Below are 15408 nucleotides of genomic sequence, written 5' to 3' on the forward strand. Positions count from 1 at the left end.
AAGCGGAACAGGCAGAGTAGAGGCAGTCAGCACGCGGAAGCCGGCGGTAGGGGTGCCTGCCGGCACATCCGCGTTTCACGCTCGAACCATCTGGGGGGATGGCGCATGCCGTATCCCGAGCAGCGCGGGAACAAGTGGCGCGTTCGGTGGAACACCGGTAAGAAGCACCCCGAGTCGGGGCGCTGGCTGTACGACTCGCAGGGCGGGTTCAACTCCCGCGAGGACGCGATCGCCTACGGCCTGGACCGCGAGTCCGACATCCGCAACGACCGGTACATCAGCCGCCGCGACGGCGACACGCTCATGAGCGAGTACTGCCGGACCTGGCAACAGACTCTCGACGTCGGGCACCTGAGGCGCCGGAACATCGAGTCCTACATCCGCCTGTACATCGAGCCGCGGTGGGGCGACATGGCCGTCGCCGACATCCGGCCCTCCGCCTACCGGGCGTGGGAGCTGTGGCTGAAGGACCAGCCAAACATCGGCGACCGCTACCGGCGCGAGATCCTCCTGGTGTTCAGCATGATGATGGACGACGCCGTCAACGACGGCATGCGGCAGCTCAGCCCCGTGCCCAAGCAGCGCAAGCGCGGCCGGTACGTGAAGACGAAGCGGGAGCGGAAGCGGCCCATGCTCATGGCCGACGTCCACCAGCTCGCCACCAACGCCGCGACGTTCTGGGGATTCCCCGGCTACGTGTACGTCCTCACCATGGCCTGCACCGGCATGCGCCCCGCCGAGGCATACGCCCTGCGCCGCGAGTACTGCCACCCCAACTGGCCCGGCTCCGACCCGCGCGTCGACCCCGCCGAAGAGGTCCGCTACGACGAGGACTTGGAGCGGTACGCCAGCGAGAAGCCGATGCCCGCGCTGCGCGTAGAGTGGCAGCACCAGCGGGAGGACGGCGAGCTGAAGCTGTTCCCGCCGAAGTACGAGTCCCGGCGGACGCTGGTCGTGCCGCAGTTCCTCGCGGAGCTGCTGGAGATGCTCCTCGCCTCGCACGAGTCAGAGTGGGTGTTTCCTTCAATCAATGGCGGCGAACTCGCCAAGGCGAATTTCACCTACCACTACTGGCGGCCCATCGCCGACGGCCGCGACGCGTCCGTGCCGCGGCAGAAGGGCGCCGGCCGGGGTGGCACGTGGCGCCCCCTGCCGAAGATCCCGGCGGTGCCGGGCTGGGTGGGGAAGCGGCAGTACCTGCTGCGGCACGGGCATAAGGAGTGGCTCGACGAGGACGGGCACTCGCGGATCGCGGTCGAGTCGCGGATGGGTCATGAGCTGGCGGGCGTTGAGGGGCTGTACGGGAACGTGACGCCGGCGATGGAGGTGTCGGTGGGGGCTTCTCTTCAGGAGCGGTGGCTGCGGTTTGCTGCGGGGCTGCCAGAGGGTTGGGAGCCCGAATCTCCCAGTCCTCTCCCAGTTGGCTTCTCTGAGTGGGTGAAGGTGCAGGTCAGTGCGGGTGTGGGTTTGTTGTCGTGACGTTGTTCATGAAGTTCATCTCCACCAAGAGCTTCATGCCGTTCGTCTGGTATCGCATCGTGCTCGGCATCGTCATCATCGCCCTGGTCGCGACGGGTGCCCTCAGCCCGCACGCCGCGGAGTCCTCCGGCTGAGACGAACCGCTTGGGTAGCCGTGCGGTAGCGCAGTGTCAGTGCTTGCCCCTAGGCTTGTCCGCATGTCCCCCGATTACGTGACGCCTGGTTCCGTGCGGTCCGCCGCGGAGCTGAACGATCAGATCCGTGCCCTGTGGCGGCGCGCGGGCGGGACCCTGTCCGCGCAGGAGCGTGTGGAGTACGAGCTGCTGGTGGTCGAGTGGGCGACCGCGATCCGTGGCGAGGTCATCGAGGCGGCCTGAGGGGCGGGTCCGTCCGCCCCCGCCCCGGCCCCGGTCAGCGACCGCCCGCCACCCGGAGCACCGTCCCCGTCGTGTACGACGCCTCGGGCGACAGCAGCCAGCAGATCGCCGCGGCGATCTCCTCCGCCCGGCCCGCCCGCCCCATCGGCACCGCCGCCCCCATCCGCGCCGCCCGGCCCGCGTCGCCCGCCGCCGCGTGCATCTCGGTGTCGATCACCCCGGGCGCGACGGCGTTGACCCGGATCCCGTCCGGGCCGAGTTCCTTGGCCAGCCCCAGCGTCAGCGCGTCGACGCCCGCCTTGCTCGCCGCGTAGTGCACGTACTCCCCCGGGCTGCCGAGGGTCGCGGCACCCGACGACACGTTCACGATCGCACCGCTGCCCCGCGGAGTCATCAGCCGCGCCGCCCGCCGGGCGCACAGCAGCACGCCCAGCAGGTTGACATCGAGGACCCGCCGCAGGTCCGCGGTGTCGCTGTCGGCGAGCCGCCCCAGCGGGCCGGTCACGGCCGCGTTGTTCACCAGCCCCGTCACCGCGCCCAGCCGCTCCTCCGCCACGTCGAAGAGCCGCTCGACGTCGGCCTCGACGGACGTGTCCGCGCGCACCGCGACACCGCGGCCGCCCGCCTCGCGCACCCCTGCCACGACCGCCTCGGCGGCCGTGGAATCCCGCGCGTAGCCGACGACGACGTCGTGCCCGTCCGCCGCGAGACGCAGGCAGGTCGCCGCACCGATCCCCCGGCTGCCGCCGGTGACCACCGTGATGGGCCGTGCCATGAGTACCTCCCCGTTTTGATCGATCATCGATCATCCTAGGTCAGGCCTCACGCGCCGGACAGAGCTCGGTGTGATCAACTGAATTCACCCTCGTCGCGTGGGCACACTGCAGGGATCACCGGGTAGGGATCACCGGCCAGGGAGGAGAGCCCGTGAAGACGCTCGACCGATGGCTCGCCTCGCCGTGGCGGCGCTCGGCCCTCGCCGTGCTCGTCGGGGCCCTGCCCGTGCTCGCCTTCCCGGGCCCGGCCCTGTGGTGGTGGGCCTGGTTCGCGCTGGTCCCCTGGATCCTGCTGGCCCGGACCGCGCCGGGCGGCAGGCGCGCGGCGTACGACGGGTGGTGCGGCGGGTTCGGGTTCGTGCTGGCCATGCACCACTGGCTGCTGCCCAACCTGCACGTGTTCACGTTCGTCATCGCCGCACTGCTCGGCGCGCTGTGGGTCCCCTGGGGCTGGCTGGTGCGCCGGACGCTGGGCGGGGCTCCGTCCGCCGGCCGGGTCGCGGCGGCCCTGGTGGTGCTGCCGTCGGGCTGGCTGCTGGCGGAGCTGGTCCGCTCCTGGCAGGGGCTCGGCGGCCCCTGGGGGATGCTCGGCGCCAGCCAGTGGCAGGTCGCCCCGGCGCTGCGGCTCGCCTCGGTGGGCGGCGTGTGGCTGCTCAGCTTCCTGGTCGTGGCCGTCAACGTCGCGCTCGCCGTCCTCGTCGCCGTGCGCCGCGCCAGGGTGCCGGCCCTGGCCGGGCTCCTCGCCGCGGCCGCGGCGACCTCGGCGGCCTGGGTCTGGTCACCGCGCCCGGGCACCGACGAGCGGGCCGCGATCGCCGTGGTCCAGCCGGGCGTCGTCGCCGGGGCGGACAGCGCCGACCGGCGCTTCGACCGCGAGGAGCGGCTGACCCGGCGGCTCGCGGACCGGGACCTCGATCTGATCGTCTGGGGCGAGAGCAGCGTCGGTTTCGACCTGGAAGAACGGCCGGACCTCGCCCGGCGGCTCGCCGCGCTGTCCCGGGAGACCGGGGCGGACATCCTGGTCAACGTGGACGCGCGGCGCTCCGACAAACCCGGCATCTACAAGAGTTCGGTGCTCGTCGGCCCCCAGGGCCCGACCGGCGACCGGTACGACAAGATGCGACTCGTCCCCTTCGGGGAGTACGTGCCCTTCCGCTCACTGCTCGGCTGGGCCACCTCCGTGGGCAAGGCGGCGGGTGAGGACCGCAGGCGGGGCACCGAGCAGGTGGTGATGGACGTCGGCGACGGCCTGCGGATCGGGCCGATGGTCTGCTTCGAGAGCGCGTTCCCCGACATGAGCCGCAGCCTCGCCGCCGACGGCGCCGAGGTGCTGGTCGCCCAGTCCTCGACCTCGACCTTCCAGCACACCTGGGCTCCCGAGCAGCACGCCTCGCTCGCCGCGCTGCGCGCCGCCGAGACCGGCCGGCCGATGGTGCACGCGACGCTGACCGGCGTCTCCGCCGTCTACGACGCGAACGGCGCGCGGATCGGCTCCTGGCTCGGCACCGACGCGAGCGCCTCACGGGTGTACGAGATCCCCCTCACCCACGGCACCACGCCGTACGTGCGCTACGGCGACTGGACGGTGTACGCGGCGCTGCTCACCCTCGCGGCCTGGGGCGCCGCGGAGGGCGTACGGACGGTGCGGCTCAGGCGGAGCGGTCCAGCACGGCCCGCACCACGCGCTCGCACAGCTCATGGGTCTCCAGCGCGTCCCGGGCGCTGAGCACCTCACCGGAGCGCACCGCGTCGAGGAAGGCGAGCACCGCCTGCTCGATGCCGCGCTGGCGGGCCACGGGAACCCAGTCGCCGCGCCGTCGCACGGTCGGCTGGCCCTTGTGGTCGATCACCTCGGCCAGGTTGACCACCTGGCGCTTGGTGTCCTGGCCCGAGACCTCCAGGACCTCCTCCGCCGAGCCGCTGAGCCGGTTCATCACGCCCAGCGCGGTGAAACCGTCCCCGGCGAGCTGGAGCACGACGTGGTGGAGCAGGCCGCCCTCGGCACGGGCGCGCACGGTCACGTCGTCGACCGGTCCCGGCACCAGGAACCTCAGCGTGTCGACGACGTGGATGAAGTCGTCGAGGATCATCGTGCGCGGATCCTCGGGCAGTCCGGTGCGGTTCTTCTGCATGAGGATCAGCTCGCGCGGGTGCTCGGCGCACTGCGCGTACCCGGGGGCGTGGCGCCGGTTGAAGCCGACGGCGAGGCTGGTGCCGCGCTTCTCGGCGAGGGTCACCAGGCGTTCGGAGTCGGCGAGTTCGTAGGCGAGGGGCTTGTCGACGTAGGTGGCGACGCCGGCTTCGAGGAGCCGGGTCACGATCTGGGGGTGGGCCGCCGTCGGCGCGTGCACGAAGGCGGCCTCCAGGCCCTCGGCGAGGAGCGCGTCGAGGTCGGCGTGGCGCCGCGCCGACGGGATGCGCAGCCGGTCAGCGACCCGGGTGAGGGTGGCCGGGGTGCGGGTCTGCAGGTGCAGTTCGATCCCGGGGAGGGCGGCGAGCACCGGCAGGTAGGCCTTCTGCGCGATGTCGCCGAGTCCGATGCAGCCGACCTTCACGGAATGTGCTCCTCTAACGCTCGTCACGCTCGCCGACCTGGGTCCGCCGGGAAGCATACGGGGGCTGCGGGGGCCGCCAGTCGGCGATGCCGTCGAAGCCGCGCAGGAACAGGGCGGGTCCGGCCTTGGACAGGGCGAGGATCGCGGTGTCGCGGACCGCTCTCCCGGCACGGTTGCTCATCAGGTTGAGGCGGGCCACCTTGACGGCCTGGCGGGCGATCGCGGTGGTGCGGGGCAGCCGGGCGGCCGTGTAGGCGGCGAGGTCCTGGCTGTGGTGGGCGAGCACGACCGCGTCCTCGATGGCCTGGTTGCCGCCCTGGCCGAGGTTGGGCGGCATGGCGTGCGCGGCGTCCCCGAGCAGGGCGACCCGGCCGCGGTGGTGGGCCGGCAGCGGTTCGGCGATGTGGTGCACGTCGTGGCGCAGGACGTCCTCGGGGCGGGCGGCCGCGAGGACGGCGGGGATCGGGTCGTGCCAGTCGCCGTAGCGGTGCAGCAGTTCGGCCCTCTCGTCGGCCGCGTGTCCGCCGGCCGGGGTGACGGCGGCGGCGTAGGCGTAGACCCGGCCGTCCCTGAGCGGGTGCGTGCCCCAGATGCGGCCCCGGCCCCAGGTCTCGTGGGAGGCGAACTCGGCGCCGGGGACGGGGATCACGATCCGCCAGGTGGTGAAGCCGGAGTAGACGGGGCCCGGGTGGTCCGGGAAGAGCGCGCGGCGCACGACGGAGTGGATGCCGTCGGCCGCGACGACCAGGTCGGCCTCCAGCTCGCCTCCCGGGGCGCGGACCGTGGCCGGACGGTAGCGGTCCCCGGGGTCGGCGACCATCGCGTCGGCGGCCGTGCGCACGGCGTCCGGCGGCAGCAGCGCGGCGAGGCGCTCGATGAGGGTGGACCGGTGCAGCAGCACCAGCGGACCGCCGAAGCGTGCCGCCGCGGCCTCGGCGCTGGACCGGGAGAGCCAGCGCCCGCCGGGGGTGCGCAGTCCCCCGTCGCCCTGCCAGGCGGCGAGGTCGCGGATCTCCTCGCCGAGGCCGATCACGTCCAGGGCGCGCAGGGCGTTGGGCGACAGCGAGATGGCCGCGCCGATCGGCCGCAGGGAGGGGGCGCGCTCCAGGACGGTGACCCGCAGGCCGCTCTGGTGCAGGGCGGCCGCCGCGGTCAGGCCGCCGATGCCGCCGCCGATCACGACGGCGCTCCTCGTGCGATTCATGGCTCTCCCCGGCGCTCTCTTGTGCACGTAGCGCACTACAGCTGTAGTATCGCCTGCCGTCGACCGTACTACAGCCGTAGTGCAACCGGTAGGTTGACCTCCATGTCCGCACGCACCGCGTCCCCCGGCCCCTCGTCGGGCGCCTCCCGCGCCGGCCTGGTCGCCGACGCCGCCCTGGCCCTGCTCGCCGAGCGCGGGATGCGCGGGCTGACGCACCGGGCGGTCGACGAGGCGGCCGTGCTTCCCCAGGGCTCCACCTCCAACGTCGCGCGGACCCGGCAGGCGCTGCTGGAGCTGGCGGTGCGGCGGCTGGCCGACCGGGAGGCCCGGGTGCTGGCGCTGCACGAGATGCCGGACCCGCGCGCCGGCCTCGACACCCTGGTGGACGCGCTGGCGCTGGCGACGCACCGCGCCCTGACCCGCAACCGCGCGCTGACGCTGGCCCGGTACGAACTGGCGCTGGAGGCCACGCGCCGCCCCGAGCTGCGGGCGCACTTCGACGCGGCGGGCGCCCGCTTCCGGGAGCAACTGGGCGCGCTCGTCACCGCGATGGGCTCGGCCGACCCGGCCCGGCACGTACTCTCGCTGGTCGCCTGGGCGGACGGCCTGATGTTCAGCTGTGTGGCCGGGACCTTCCACGCCGAGGTGCCGAGCCTCGAAGACGTGCGGTCGGGGCTGCGGGAGCTCCTGGACGGCATGCTGGGCGGCGGGCCGGACAGCTGAAAACTCCTGGTGGGACCGGCCGTTCTGGGCGACGATGCCGGGATGACGACCGAACGCCAGGAACCCGCCACCGACGCCGACGAACGCACCATGCTGGAAGGCTGGCTCGAGTACCACCGGCAGACCCTCGCCTGGAAGTGCGAGGGGCTGACCGACGAGCAGTTGAGGACGGCCGCCGTGGCACCGTCGACGCTGTCCCTGATGGGACTCGTCCGGCACATGGCGGAGGTGGAGCGCAGCTGGTACCGCAGGGTGCTGGTGGCCGAGGACGCGGGCCCGATCTACTACTCCGACGAGGACCCGGACGGAGAGTTCCGGCTCACCGGGTCGGACACCTTCGCTGAGGCCCACGCCACCTGGCAGGCCGAGATCGAGACGGCCCGGCGCAACGCGGCCGGCGTCTCCCTGGACGCGTTGAGCCGGGGCAAGCACCGGCGCACCGGCGAGCGCTTCTCCCTGCGCTGGATCCACACCCACATGATCGAGGAGTACGCGCGTCACAACGGGCACGCGGACCTGATCCGCGAGCGCCTGGACGGAGCCACCGGCGACTGACGTCACCTCCGCTCGCCCACGGGACTCCGTACGGGGCCGGAGATCACCCGTGCGGGGCAACCTCCGCTCGTCCGGCGCCGGTCGGCGGGCCCGAACCAGCAGAGTGGCGCGGGTGCATCGAACGACGACCACCGCAACGCTTCTGGTGACCGTGGCTGTCTCGGCCCTGACCGGCTGTACGACGGTCCGGGGTCCGGCCCCGGCCGACCCGTCGGTGCCCGGGGCCCGCTCGTCCGCGCCGCGCCCGGACGGCCCGCCCGAGCCCCGGGTGGTACAGGCCCCGGCCCGGGAGGCGTTGGAGATGATCGGTCCCTCCCCGGCCCCGGAGCGCGCCGGCGGACAACCGCGCCGTACGAAGCCCCCGGCCGCGCCGTCCGCGCCGCACCGTCCCCCGGCCGCCCGCGCTCCCGAACGGCGGCCCGCCCGCCCGGCGGCACCGGAGCACACCCGGCCGCCCGCGACCTCCCGGCCCCGGGCGCCGGAGCTGCCCGGCGGGTCCGGCGGCGGCACCGGCGGGAAGGCGGACGTGTGCTCCCTCGGCAAGCAGTACGGCGGCTGGCGGCCGGGCAGCCCCGAGGCCCGCATCTGCGAGCAGGCGTACGGCCGCTGAGCCAGGACCGCACCGCACGGGGGCGGGCCTCAGGGCCGCTGCCGCGGTGGCCGGCCCCACCCCTCGGGCAGGTCGGGCCCGCCCGTGCCCCGGGCGGCGCGGTCCAGGCGCAGCTCCAGCCGGTCGATCGAGGCGCGTACGCCCTCCCCGTAGCGCCCTGGGGCGAGGGACTCCGCCGCGGCGCGGGCGCGCCCCAGGTGCAGCCGGGCGGCCTCGCGGTGTCCGAGCCGGTCGTAGTCCGCGGCCACGTTCAGATGGAGCGAGGGGTAGAGGGCCCGGGCGGCGGGGGTGCCCTCGTGCCGGTCGGCGAGCAGGTCCTCCGTCAGTTCCTCGGCGGCCGACAGCGCCCGCAGGTCCCAGGCCAGCTCTTCCTCGGGGTCGTCCTGGGTGTCGGCCAGGTAGTGGGCCAGCGTGCAGCGGTGCAGGGCGTCGCCGCGATCGCCGATCTCCGCCCACAGGCCGAGGAAGCGGTGCCGGGCCTCCTCGCGGTCCCCCGCGTGATGCAGCATGGCGATCTGGCCGATCCGCGTCAGCACGGCGTCCGGCGCCGCCTGCTCCTGTCCCTTCGCCACCGCGTCCTCCGTGCCCTCGTCGGCTGTCCCGACGACGCTAACCGCACGCGCCCGCTTTGCCCGACAGGCGGCACCGGGCCCGGCTCAGCCCAGGTTCGGGATGGTCCAGTCGATCGGCTCGTGGCCCTGCCCGGCGACCGCCTCGTTGATCTGCGTGAAGGGGCGGGAGCCGAAGAACTTCTTGGCGGACAGCGGGGAGGGGTGCGCCCCCTTGACCACGACGTGCCGCGTCTCGTCGATCAGCGGCAGCTTCTTCTGCGCGTAGTTGCCCCACAGCACGAACACCGCCGGGTCGGTCCGGTCGGCCACCGCGCGGATCACCGCGTCGGTGAACAGCTCCCAGCCGCGCGACTTGTGCGAGTTCGCCTCACCGGCCCGGACCGTGAGCACCGCGTTGAGCAGCAGGACGCCCTGCTTCGCCCACGGCATCAGATAGCCGTTGTCCGGGATCGGGGTGTCCAGCTCCGCGTGCATCTCCTTGTAGATGTTGCGCAGCGACGGCGGGACCTTCACTCCCGGCCGGACCGAGAAGCACAGCCCGTGCCCCTGACCCTCGCCGTGATACGGGTCCTGGCCGAGGACCAGCACCTTCACCCGGTCGAACGGTGTGGCCTCCAGCGCGGCGAAGACCTCCTCGCGCGGCGGGTAGACGGGGCCGTTCGCCCGCTCCTCCTCGACGAACTCCATCAGCTCCTTGAAGTAGGACTGTTGCAGCTCGCCCCCCAGCACCTCGCGCCAGGACTCGGGCAGCATGGCGATGTCGGTCACGTCAACTTCCTTACGCTGTGCGGTGGCTTCCAGTGCTCACGAACCTACCGCCGACCACTGACAACGGCGGCGCCTACCAGCTCGTCTTCCGTTGGAACTGCCACATCATCATGATCGTCGACGGGTCCAGGGCCTGCTCCGCGCCCGAGATGTCGGTACTGACGGCCAGGTACTGCTTGCCCTGCCACAGCGGCAGCAGCCGCGCGTCGTCCACCATGATCTGCTGCGCCTGCTCGAACTCCCGCTCCACGTTGGCCCGGTCGCTCTCCCGGCGCGAGCGCGGCAGCAGCTCACCGGTGATCTTCGGCGTGTGGTAGGGCGTGCCGAGCGCGTTCTGCTCGCCGACGAAGGGGGCGATGAAGTTCTCCGCGTCCGGGAAGTCCGGGGACCAGCCCCGGCCGAAGGCCGGGTACTCGCCCTTCTGGTATCCGGCGACGTACGTCTTCCAGGGCCGGCTCTTGAGGGTGACCTTGAACAGGCCGGAGGCGTCGAGCTGCCGCTTGAGCTCCTTGAACTCCAGCGCCGTCTCGGAGCCGTAGCGGTCGGTGGTGTACCAGAGGGTGAGCGGGACCGGCTCCGTGATGCCGGCGTCCTCGAGTATCTCGCGGGCCTTGGGGACGCTGGGGTCGCCGTAGTCGTCGAAGAAGCCCGTGGTGTGGCCGGTGAGGCCCTTGGGGACCATCGAGTACAGCGGGTCGACGGTGTCCTGGTAGATCTTGTGGGCGATCACCGTCCGGTCGATCACCTGGGCGACGGCCTGGCGCACTTCCCTGCGTCCCGCCCACGGGTCCTCGGGGTTGAAGACGAGGTAGCTGATCTCCGTACCGCTGCCCTCGACCAGCTGGAGGTTCTCCTCCTTGCCCTCCTTGCCCTGGAGCCTGATGACGTCGTCGGCGGCGAGGCCGCGGTAGGTCACCTGGATGTCTCCGTCGCGCAGCGCCTTCACCATGCCGGCGGAGTCCTTGAAGTAGCGGATGGTCACCGCCTCGTTGTGCCGCTCGGCGAAGCCCTCGTAGCGGTCGTTGCGCACCAGTTCGGCCCGTTCGCCGTCCTCGTACGACTGGAGGGTGTACGGTCCCGAGCCCACCACACCGTTGCCTTCGCGCAGGGCGTCCGCGGGATAGTCGTCGGGGTCGACGATCGACATGGCGGGCGTGGCGAGCACGAACGGGAAGGTGGCGTCGGGCTTGTTGAGGTGGAAGACCACCTCGCGCTCGCTCGGCGCCTGGACCCGTTCGAGGCTGCCGAGCAGGCCGGCCGGACCACCGTTGACGTTGATGTCCTTGATCCGGTCGATCGAGTACTTGACGGCCCGGGCGTCGAGTCGGTCGCCGTTGGAGAAGGTCAGGCCCTCGCGCAATGCGCAGCGGTACACCTGGTTGGTGCTGTCGGTGAACGAGCACTGCTCGGCGGCGTCGGGCTGGGGTGCGGTGGCTCCGCTGGGGTAACTGAGCAGCGTCTGGTAGATGTTCCGGAACAGCTCCCAGGAGCCGTCCCAGGACGCGGCCGGATCGAGCGTGCTGGGGGCGCTGGTCGTCCCCACCACGATCGGCCCCTCGTCCTGCGGACCGTCGGACGACAGGATGCCGCATCCGGTGACCAGTGACGATATGGACACGATGGCCGCGACCCGCCGCAGGCCTCGCTTCCGGTTGAACACGCGCACGCTCCTCGATCCGCCGTACCAAGGGTCGGCAGACCATACCGCAGCGCCCCGCGCCCTGAACCCCCTTCTGAACAGGGGTTTTGATCATTTGAGGATGACTACGTTGTCATCGTGCACCGGGTTCCGATACGCGGACACGGGCGCCGTTCTCGTCGACGGCGCCCGTGTCCGGGATCGATCTCGAGGGGTCCTCGTGGGCGAGATCAGGCCACGCCGGCGTTGAGGAAGATGCCGCCGTCGACGACGAGCGTCTGACCGGTGACCCACGCGGACTGCTCCGAGGTGAGGAACTCGGCGGCGCCCCCGATGTCGGAGGGCACGCCGAGCCGGCCCAGCGGGTAGCCCGAGGCGGCCTCCTCCTCGCGGCCCTCGTACAGGGCGGCGGCGAACTTGGTCTTCACGACCGCCGGGGCGATCGCGTTGACCCGCACCTTCGGCGCGAACTCGTGCGCCAGCTGCGCGGTGAGGTTGATCAGCGCCGCCTTGCTGACGCCGTACGCGGCGATGAAGGGCGAGGGCGACAGGCCCGCGACGGAGGCGATGTTGACGATCGCACCGCCGTTGTCCTTCTGCCAGGCGTGCCAGGTGCGCTGGGCGAACCCGAGCGCCGAGATCACGTTGGTCTCGAAGACCTTGCGCGCCACGTTCAGGTCGAGATCGGCGATCGGGCCGAACACCGGGTTGGTTCCGGCGTTGTTGACGAGGAAGTCGACGCGGCCGAAGGCCTCCATCACGCGCTCGACGGCGACGGCCTGGTGGGCCTCGTCGTGCGCCTTGCCGGCGACGCCGATGACCCGGTCGGAGCCGAGCCGGTCGACGGCCTCCTTCAGCGCGTCCTCGTTGCGGCCGGTGATGCAGACCCGGTCGCCGCGCGCGACGAGCGCCTCGGCGACGCCGTAGCCGATGCCGCGGCTGGCGCCCGTGACGAGCGCGACCTTGCCGGAGAGGGCGGGGAGTTCAGTCATGTTCAGTGGTCCCTAATCCCGGTGTTCCCTGGTCTCCGCGCGCCCTAGTCGAGCGGCCCGCCGGCCACGTACAGCACCTGGCCGGAGACGAAGCCGGCGGCCTCGCCGGTGAAGAAGGCGATGGCGTTGGCGATGTCGTCGGGCTCGCCGACGCGCGCGACCGGGATCTGGGTGGCGGCGGCGGCCTTGAAGTCGTCGAAGCCCATGCCGACGCGGTCGGCGGTCGCCTTGGTCATCTCGGTGGCGATGAAGCCGGGGGCGACGGCGTTGGCGGTGACGCCGAACTTGCCCAGTTCCTTGGCGAGGGTCTTGGTGAAGCCCTGGAGACCGGCCTTGGCGGCGGAGTAGTTGACCTGGCCGCGGTTGCCGAGGGCGGAGGAGGAGGAGAGGTTGACGATCCGCCCGAACTTGGCGTCCACCATGTGCTTCTGGCAGGCCTTCGACATCAGGAAGGCGCCGCGCAGGTGCACGTTCATGACGGTGTCCCAGTCGGAGACGCTCATCTTGAACAGCAGGTTGTCGCGCAGCACGCCCGCGTTGTTGACGAGGATGGTCGGCGCGCCCAGCTCCTCGGCGATCCGCGCTACGGCCGCCTCGACCTGCGTCTCGTCGGAGACGTCGCAGCCGACCGCGATCGCCTTGCCGCCGGCCGCCGTGATCTTCTCCACGGTGTCCTTGCAGGCGGCCTCGTCGAGGTCGATGACGGCGACGGCGCGGCCCTCGGCGGCCAGTCGTACGGCGGTGGCGGCACCGATGCCGCGCGCGGCTCCGGTGACTACGGCGACCCGCTGCTCAGTGGTGGACATTCGCTGCTTCTCCTCGTCCTGGTGATGCGGCCCGTGCGGAGCGTGCGCCCTCGGGTGAGCGACCGCTTAGTACCTTCCGCAGACGTGACGCTAGAAGCCCTGGCACCCGGTGTCAACGGGACACCGGCACGGTGTGATCCATTACCTGGCCCTCCCGGTGTGCCGCTCCGCCCCGGTCGCCCGATCGGCCCAGCGCTGCGGGCCGCCCGGCCGCCGGACCCCTAGCGTCGAACCGCGAGCCACTCGTGGCCGGAAAGGAGGCGTCCATGCGCCGTCGTACCGGTGCAGCAGGCATAGCCGTCGCGATCGCCGCGATCGTGCCGCTGGCCCACCCCGCACCCGCCCAGGACCTCGAATCGAACCTGGAGCCGGAGTGCCGGAGCTTCACCTATCAGGAAGCGGTACCGATCGGGCTCGACGAGGACCCGGGCGCCCCGGACCCGTCGTGCCCCGACGAAGTGTCCGAAGGCCCGTCCGACGGGGCCCCACTGGAGGAGGGCCGGCCCGATGACGGCCGACTCGACGGGGGCGGAGTCGGCGGCGGGCGACTCGACGGGGGTCTGCCCGACGGAAGCGGAGCGGGCCAGGGCCGGCCGGACGAGAACGGCTCCGGCGCGGGCGGACTCGGTGGGGGCGGACTCGGTGGGAGCGGACTCGGCCAGGGCCGGCCCGGCGAGGGCCGGACCGACCAGAGCCGGCCAGGGCAGTCGGACTTCGGCGGCCAGGGCCCCTTCGACCAGGGCGGAATCCGTGAGGTCCGGGAGGACGACGGCGCGGGCGGCGCGGCACACGCCGACCGGGACCAGCTCCCGACGATCTCCGCCACCTCCGTGCCGCGTCCGGCCACCACGGCGCCCGCCCCGGTCGTGACCACACCGGCGCCCGTCACCTCCCCCGCCGTGACGCCGACCCTCGGTACGCAGGGCGGCCTGGGCGGCGCCTCGGGCACCGGGCCCAGCGACTGGGACATCGGCATCGGCCTGAGCTTCGTCACCGGCGCCGCGCTCGCGGCGGGCTGCGTGATCAGGCGCCGCCGACGCGCCTGAGGCACGCCCCGGGCCGCAGGCGCCCGATCGTCCGGGCGGGCCCCGCCCCTACCGCACCAGCAGGCCGAGGAGCCGTTCCGCCTCGGCCGCCGGATCGGCCGTGAGGCCGGTGTGGACGGGGCCCGGCTGGACGATGGTCGACCGGGGCGCGATCAGCCAGCGGAACCGGCGGCCGGGATCGTCCTCGGCCGCCTGGCCGGCCGCGTCCCCTCCGGCGCACACCCCCTCCACGGCGCGCAGCGCCGCGCGCACCCCCGGCAGGTCCACCCGCGGGTCCAGCGCCAGCAGCCGCCCCTCGTCGAGGTGGGTGCGGGCGCCGACGTAGGACCGGGCGCGGCAGTAGACGAGCACGCCGGCGTTGACGCACTCCCCGCGCTCCACGCGCGGCACGACGCGCAGCAGCGCGTACTCGAAGACGTGGCGGTCGCTCACCGCACCCCCTGGACGCGTTCGTGGATCGTGGCGGCCCGCGCGAGCAGGGGCCCGGCGTAGGCACGGCGGAGGTCGTCGGGGGTGGCGAAGCCGGGTTCGTCTCGCAGCCACACGTCCGGGATCTCGGCGGTGACCTCGGCGAGGAGTTCCTCGGTGACCAGCGGCGCGAGCGCGGCGGCGGCCGAGCGGACGTCCGGGGCGAAGCGCGCCAGGGCGTGGTCGGAGGCGTCGTAGGGGCGGGCGGCGGACGCCTCGGCGCCGGGCCAGTTGTGGTGCCAGATCATGGTGGCGCCGTGGTCGATGAGCCACGTCTCGCCGCGCAGGCGCAGCAGGTTGGGGTTGCGCCAGGAGCGGTCGACGTTGTTGACCAGCGCGTCGAACCAGACGATCCGTCCGGCCTCCCGCGCGCTCACCTCGAAGGCGAGCGGGTCGAAGCCGAGCGCGCCGGAGAGGAAGTCCATGCCGAGGTTGGTGCCGCCGCTGGACTTGAGCAGTTCCTGCACCTGCTGGTCGGGTTCGCCGAGCCCGAGCACCGGATCGAGGTCGACGGTCACCAGCCGCGGCACCCGGAAGCCCAGCCGGCGGGCGAGTTCGCCGCAGACCACCTCGGCGACGAGCGTCTTGCGGCCCTGGCCCGCGCCGGTGAACTTCAGGACGTAGGTCCCGAGGTCGTCGGCCTCGACGAGTCCCGGCAGCGAGCCGCCCTCACGCAGCGGCGTGATGTAGCGGGTCGCGAGGACCTCTCTCAACACTTGTGCGGGCCACCCGTCTCTTCAGCCATGACCGTCCCCGCGGGGAGGCTTCCCCCCAGGCATGGAGTGAGCATAGTGACCGGGGGTGACCGTCGGCGAGACGGGCCCGGACCGACGCCCTC

General features: G+C 72.7%; 17 protein-coding genes and 1 pseudogene. 8 read left to right on the top strand and 10 right to left on the bottom strand.

The features are described 5' to 3' along the window. Positions 1 to 105: 105 nt before the first annotated feature. From ACZ6IM_RS08415 to ACZ6IM_RS08425, 3 genes and pseudogenes are all read left to right on the top strand, one after another. The gene (locus tag ACZ6IM_RS08415; RefSeq protein ID WP_469555164.1) at positions 106 to 1479 is read left to right on the top strand and encodes an integrase; all 1374 of its coding nucleotides are present in this window, start codon (positions 106 to 108) and stop codon (positions 1477 to 1479) included. Next, positions 1479 to 1613, top strand: a pseudogene (locus ACZ6IM_RS08420) (UDP pyrophosphate phosphatase); the annotation flags it as partial. The gene ACZ6IM_RS08415 and the pseudogene ACZ6IM_RS08420, both read left to right, overlap by 1 nt. 63 nt (positions 1614 to 1676) lie before the next feature. Further along, the gene (locus ACZ6IM_RS08425) at positions 1677 to 1856 is read left to right on the top strand and encodes a hypothetical protein (RefSeq protein ID WP_052838833.1); all 180 of its coding nucleotides are present in this window, start codon (positions 1677 to 1679) and stop codon (positions 1854 to 1856) included. Positions 1857 to 1890: 34 nt separating this feature from the next. Here ACZ6IM_RS08425 and ACZ6IM_RS08430 read toward each other — a convergent pair whose 3' ends face one another. Beyond that, the gene (locus ACZ6IM_RS08430) at positions 1891 to 2631 is read right to left on the bottom strand and encodes an SDR family NAD(P)-dependent oxidoreductase (protein WP_469555167.1); all 741 of its coding nucleotides are present in this window, start codon (positions 2629 to 2631) and stop codon (positions 1891 to 1893) included. A 152-nt stretch (positions 2632 to 2783) separates the two neighbouring features. Here ACZ6IM_RS08430 and lnt point away from each other — a divergent pair, with 152 nt between their 5' ends. Next, positions 2784 to 4358: an apolipoprotein N-acyltransferase gene (gene lnt, locus ACZ6IM_RS08435; protein WP_469555170.1), complete on the top strand. Its 1575-nt coding sequence runs from the start codon at positions 2784 to 2786 to the stop codon at positions 4356 to 4358. On the opposite strand, the gene ACZ6IM_RS08440 is transcribed toward lnt, so the two are convergent. Both ACZ6IM_RS08440 and ACZ6IM_RS08445 read right to left on the bottom strand, forming a co-directional pair. Further along, positions 4282 to 5187, bottom strand: a complete 906-nt coding sequence (locus ACZ6IM_RS08440; RefSeq protein ID WP_469555171.1) for a Gfo/Idh/MocA family protein — start codon at positions 5185 to 5187, stop codon at positions 4282 to 4284. The genes lnt and ACZ6IM_RS08440 overlap by 77 nt on opposite strands. Before the next feature lie 13 nt (positions 5188 to 5200). Continuing rightward, entirely contained in the window at positions 5201 to 6391 is a 1191-nt protein-coding gene (locus ACZ6IM_RS08445; protein WP_469555173.1) for an FAD-dependent monooxygenase, read from the bottom strand. A 102-nt stretch (positions 6392 to 6493) separates the two neighbouring features. Between ACZ6IM_RS08445 and ACZ6IM_RS08450 the strand changes: the two genes are divergently transcribed. From ACZ6IM_RS08450 to ACZ6IM_RS08460, 3 genes are all read left to right on the top strand, one after another. Further along, positions 6494 to 7114: a TetR/AcrR family transcriptional regulator gene (locus tag ACZ6IM_RS08450; protein ID WP_469555176.1), complete on the top strand. Its 621-nt coding sequence runs from the start codon at positions 6494 to 6496 to the stop codon at positions 7112 to 7114. 42 nt (positions 7115 to 7156) lie between these two features. Continuing rightward, entirely contained in the window at positions 7157 to 7669 is a 513-nt protein-coding gene (locus ACZ6IM_RS08455; RefSeq protein WP_052838827.1) for a DinB family protein, read from the top strand. Positions 7670 to 7772: 103 nt separating this feature from the next. Then, a complete protein-coding gene (locus ACZ6IM_RS08460; RefSeq protein ID WP_469555275.1) occupies positions 7773 to 8279 on the top strand; it encodes a hypothetical protein in 507 nt (168 codons plus the stop codon). A 29-nt stretch (positions 8280 to 8308) separates the two neighbouring features. On the opposite strand, the gene ACZ6IM_RS08465 is transcribed toward ACZ6IM_RS08460, so the two are convergent. The 5 genes from ACZ6IM_RS08465 to fabG all read right to left on the bottom strand — a co-directional run bounded on the left by ACZ6IM_RS08465 (position 8309) and on the right by fabG (position 13056). Next, on the bottom strand, positions 8309 to 8851 hold the full coding sequence (locus ACZ6IM_RS08465; RefSeq protein ID WP_052838825.1) for a hypothetical protein: 543 nt from the start codon (positions 8849 to 8851) through the stop codon (positions 8309 to 8311). An 84-nt stretch (positions 8852 to 8935) separates the two neighbouring features. Then, positions 8936 to 9619, bottom strand: coding sequence for a uracil-DNA glycosylase (ung, locus tag ACZ6IM_RS08470; protein ID WP_052838824.1), 684 nt, complete (start codon positions 9617 to 9619; stop codon positions 8936 to 8938). Positions 9620 to 9692: 73 nt separating this feature from the next. After that, positions 9693 to 11279, bottom strand: coding sequence for an ABC transporter substrate-binding protein (locus ACZ6IM_RS08475; protein ID WP_052838823.1), 1587 nt, complete (start codon positions 11277 to 11279; stop codon positions 9693 to 9695). A gap of 209 nt (positions 11280 to 11488) precedes the next feature. Further along, positions 11489 to 12250 (bottom strand): SDR family oxidoreductase, encoded by a 762-nt coding sequence (locus ACZ6IM_RS08480; protein WP_052838822.1) that lies wholly within the window; start codon positions 12248 to 12250, stop codon positions 11489 to 11491. Positions 12251 to 12294: 44 nt separating this feature from the next. Further along, positions 12295 to 13056 carry a 3-oxoacyl-ACP reductase FabG gene (gene fabG / locus ACZ6IM_RS08485; RefSeq protein ID WP_052838821.1) on the bottom strand — a complete coding sequence of 254 codons (762 nt, stop codon included), beginning with the start codon at positions 13054 to 13056 and terminating at the stop codon, positions 12295 to 12297. 266 nt (positions 13057 to 13322) lie between these two features. On the opposite strand from fabG, the gene ACZ6IM_RS08490 reads away from it, so the two are divergent. Further along, positions 13323 to 14102 (top strand): hypothetical protein, encoded by a 780-nt coding sequence (locus ACZ6IM_RS08490; protein WP_469555181.1) that lies wholly within the window; start codon positions 13323 to 13325, stop codon positions 14100 to 14102. A 48-nt stretch (positions 14103 to 14150) separates the two neighbouring features. Here ACZ6IM_RS08490 and ACZ6IM_RS08495 read toward each other — a convergent pair whose 3' ends face one another. Next, positions 14151 to 14534, bottom strand: coding sequence for a DUF3037 domain-containing protein (locus ACZ6IM_RS08495; protein WP_052838819.1), 384 nt, complete (start codon positions 14532 to 14534; stop codon positions 14151 to 14153). Next, complete coding sequence (locus ACZ6IM_RS08500; protein WP_052838818.1) at positions 14531 to 15286, bottom strand: HipA family kinase; 756 nt, start codon at positions 15284 to 15286, stop codon at positions 14531 to 14533. The genes ACZ6IM_RS08495 and ACZ6IM_RS08500 overlap by 4 nt, the downstream gene beginning before the upstream one ends. Between the last annotated feature and the right edge of the window lie 122 nt (positions 15287 to 15408).

The organism is Streptomyces sp. NPDC042336, from assembly GCF_055581985.1.

What these genes read in the sequence shown, in the direction of transcription:
- ACZ6IM_RS08415 (WP_469555164.1), top strand. Translation starts at nt 106, where the DNA reads ATGCCGTATCCCGAGCAGCGCGGGAACAAGTGGCGCGTTCGGTGGAAC.
- ACZ6IM_RS08425 (WP_052838833.1), top strand. Translation starts at nt 1,677, where the DNA reads ATGTCCCCCGATTACGTGACGCCTGGTTCCGTGCGGTCCGCCGCGGAG.
- ACZ6IM_RS08430 (WP_469555167.1), bottom strand. Translation starts at nt 2,631, where the DNA reads ATGGCACGGCCCATCACGGTGGTCACCGGCGGCAGCCGGGGGATCGGT.
- ACZ6IM_RS08445 (WP_469555173.1), bottom strand. Translation starts at nt 6,391, where the DNA reads ATGAATCGCACGAGGAGCGCCGTCGTGATCGGCGGCGGCATCGGCGGC.
- ACZ6IM_RS08450 (WP_469555176.1), top strand. Translation starts at nt 6,494, where the DNA reads ATGTCCGCACGCACCGCGTCCCCCGGCCCCTCGTCGGGCGCCTCCCGC.
- ACZ6IM_RS08455 (WP_052838827.1), top strand. Translation starts at nt 7,157, where the DNA reads ATGACGACCGAACGCCAGGAACCCGCCACCGACGCCGACGAACGCACC.
- ACZ6IM_RS08480 (WP_052838822.1), bottom strand. Translation starts at nt 12,250, where the DNA reads ATGACTGAACTCCCCGCCCTCTCCGGCAAGGTCGCGCTCGTCACGGGC.
- fabG (WP_052838821.1), bottom strand. Translation starts at nt 13,056, where the DNA reads ATGTCCACCACTGAGCAGCGGGTCGCCGTAGTCACCGGAGCCGCGCGC.
- ACZ6IM_RS08490 (WP_469555181.1), top strand. Translation starts at nt 13,323, where the DNA reads ATGCGCCGTCGTACCGGTGCAGCAGGCATAGCCGTCGCGATCGCCGCG.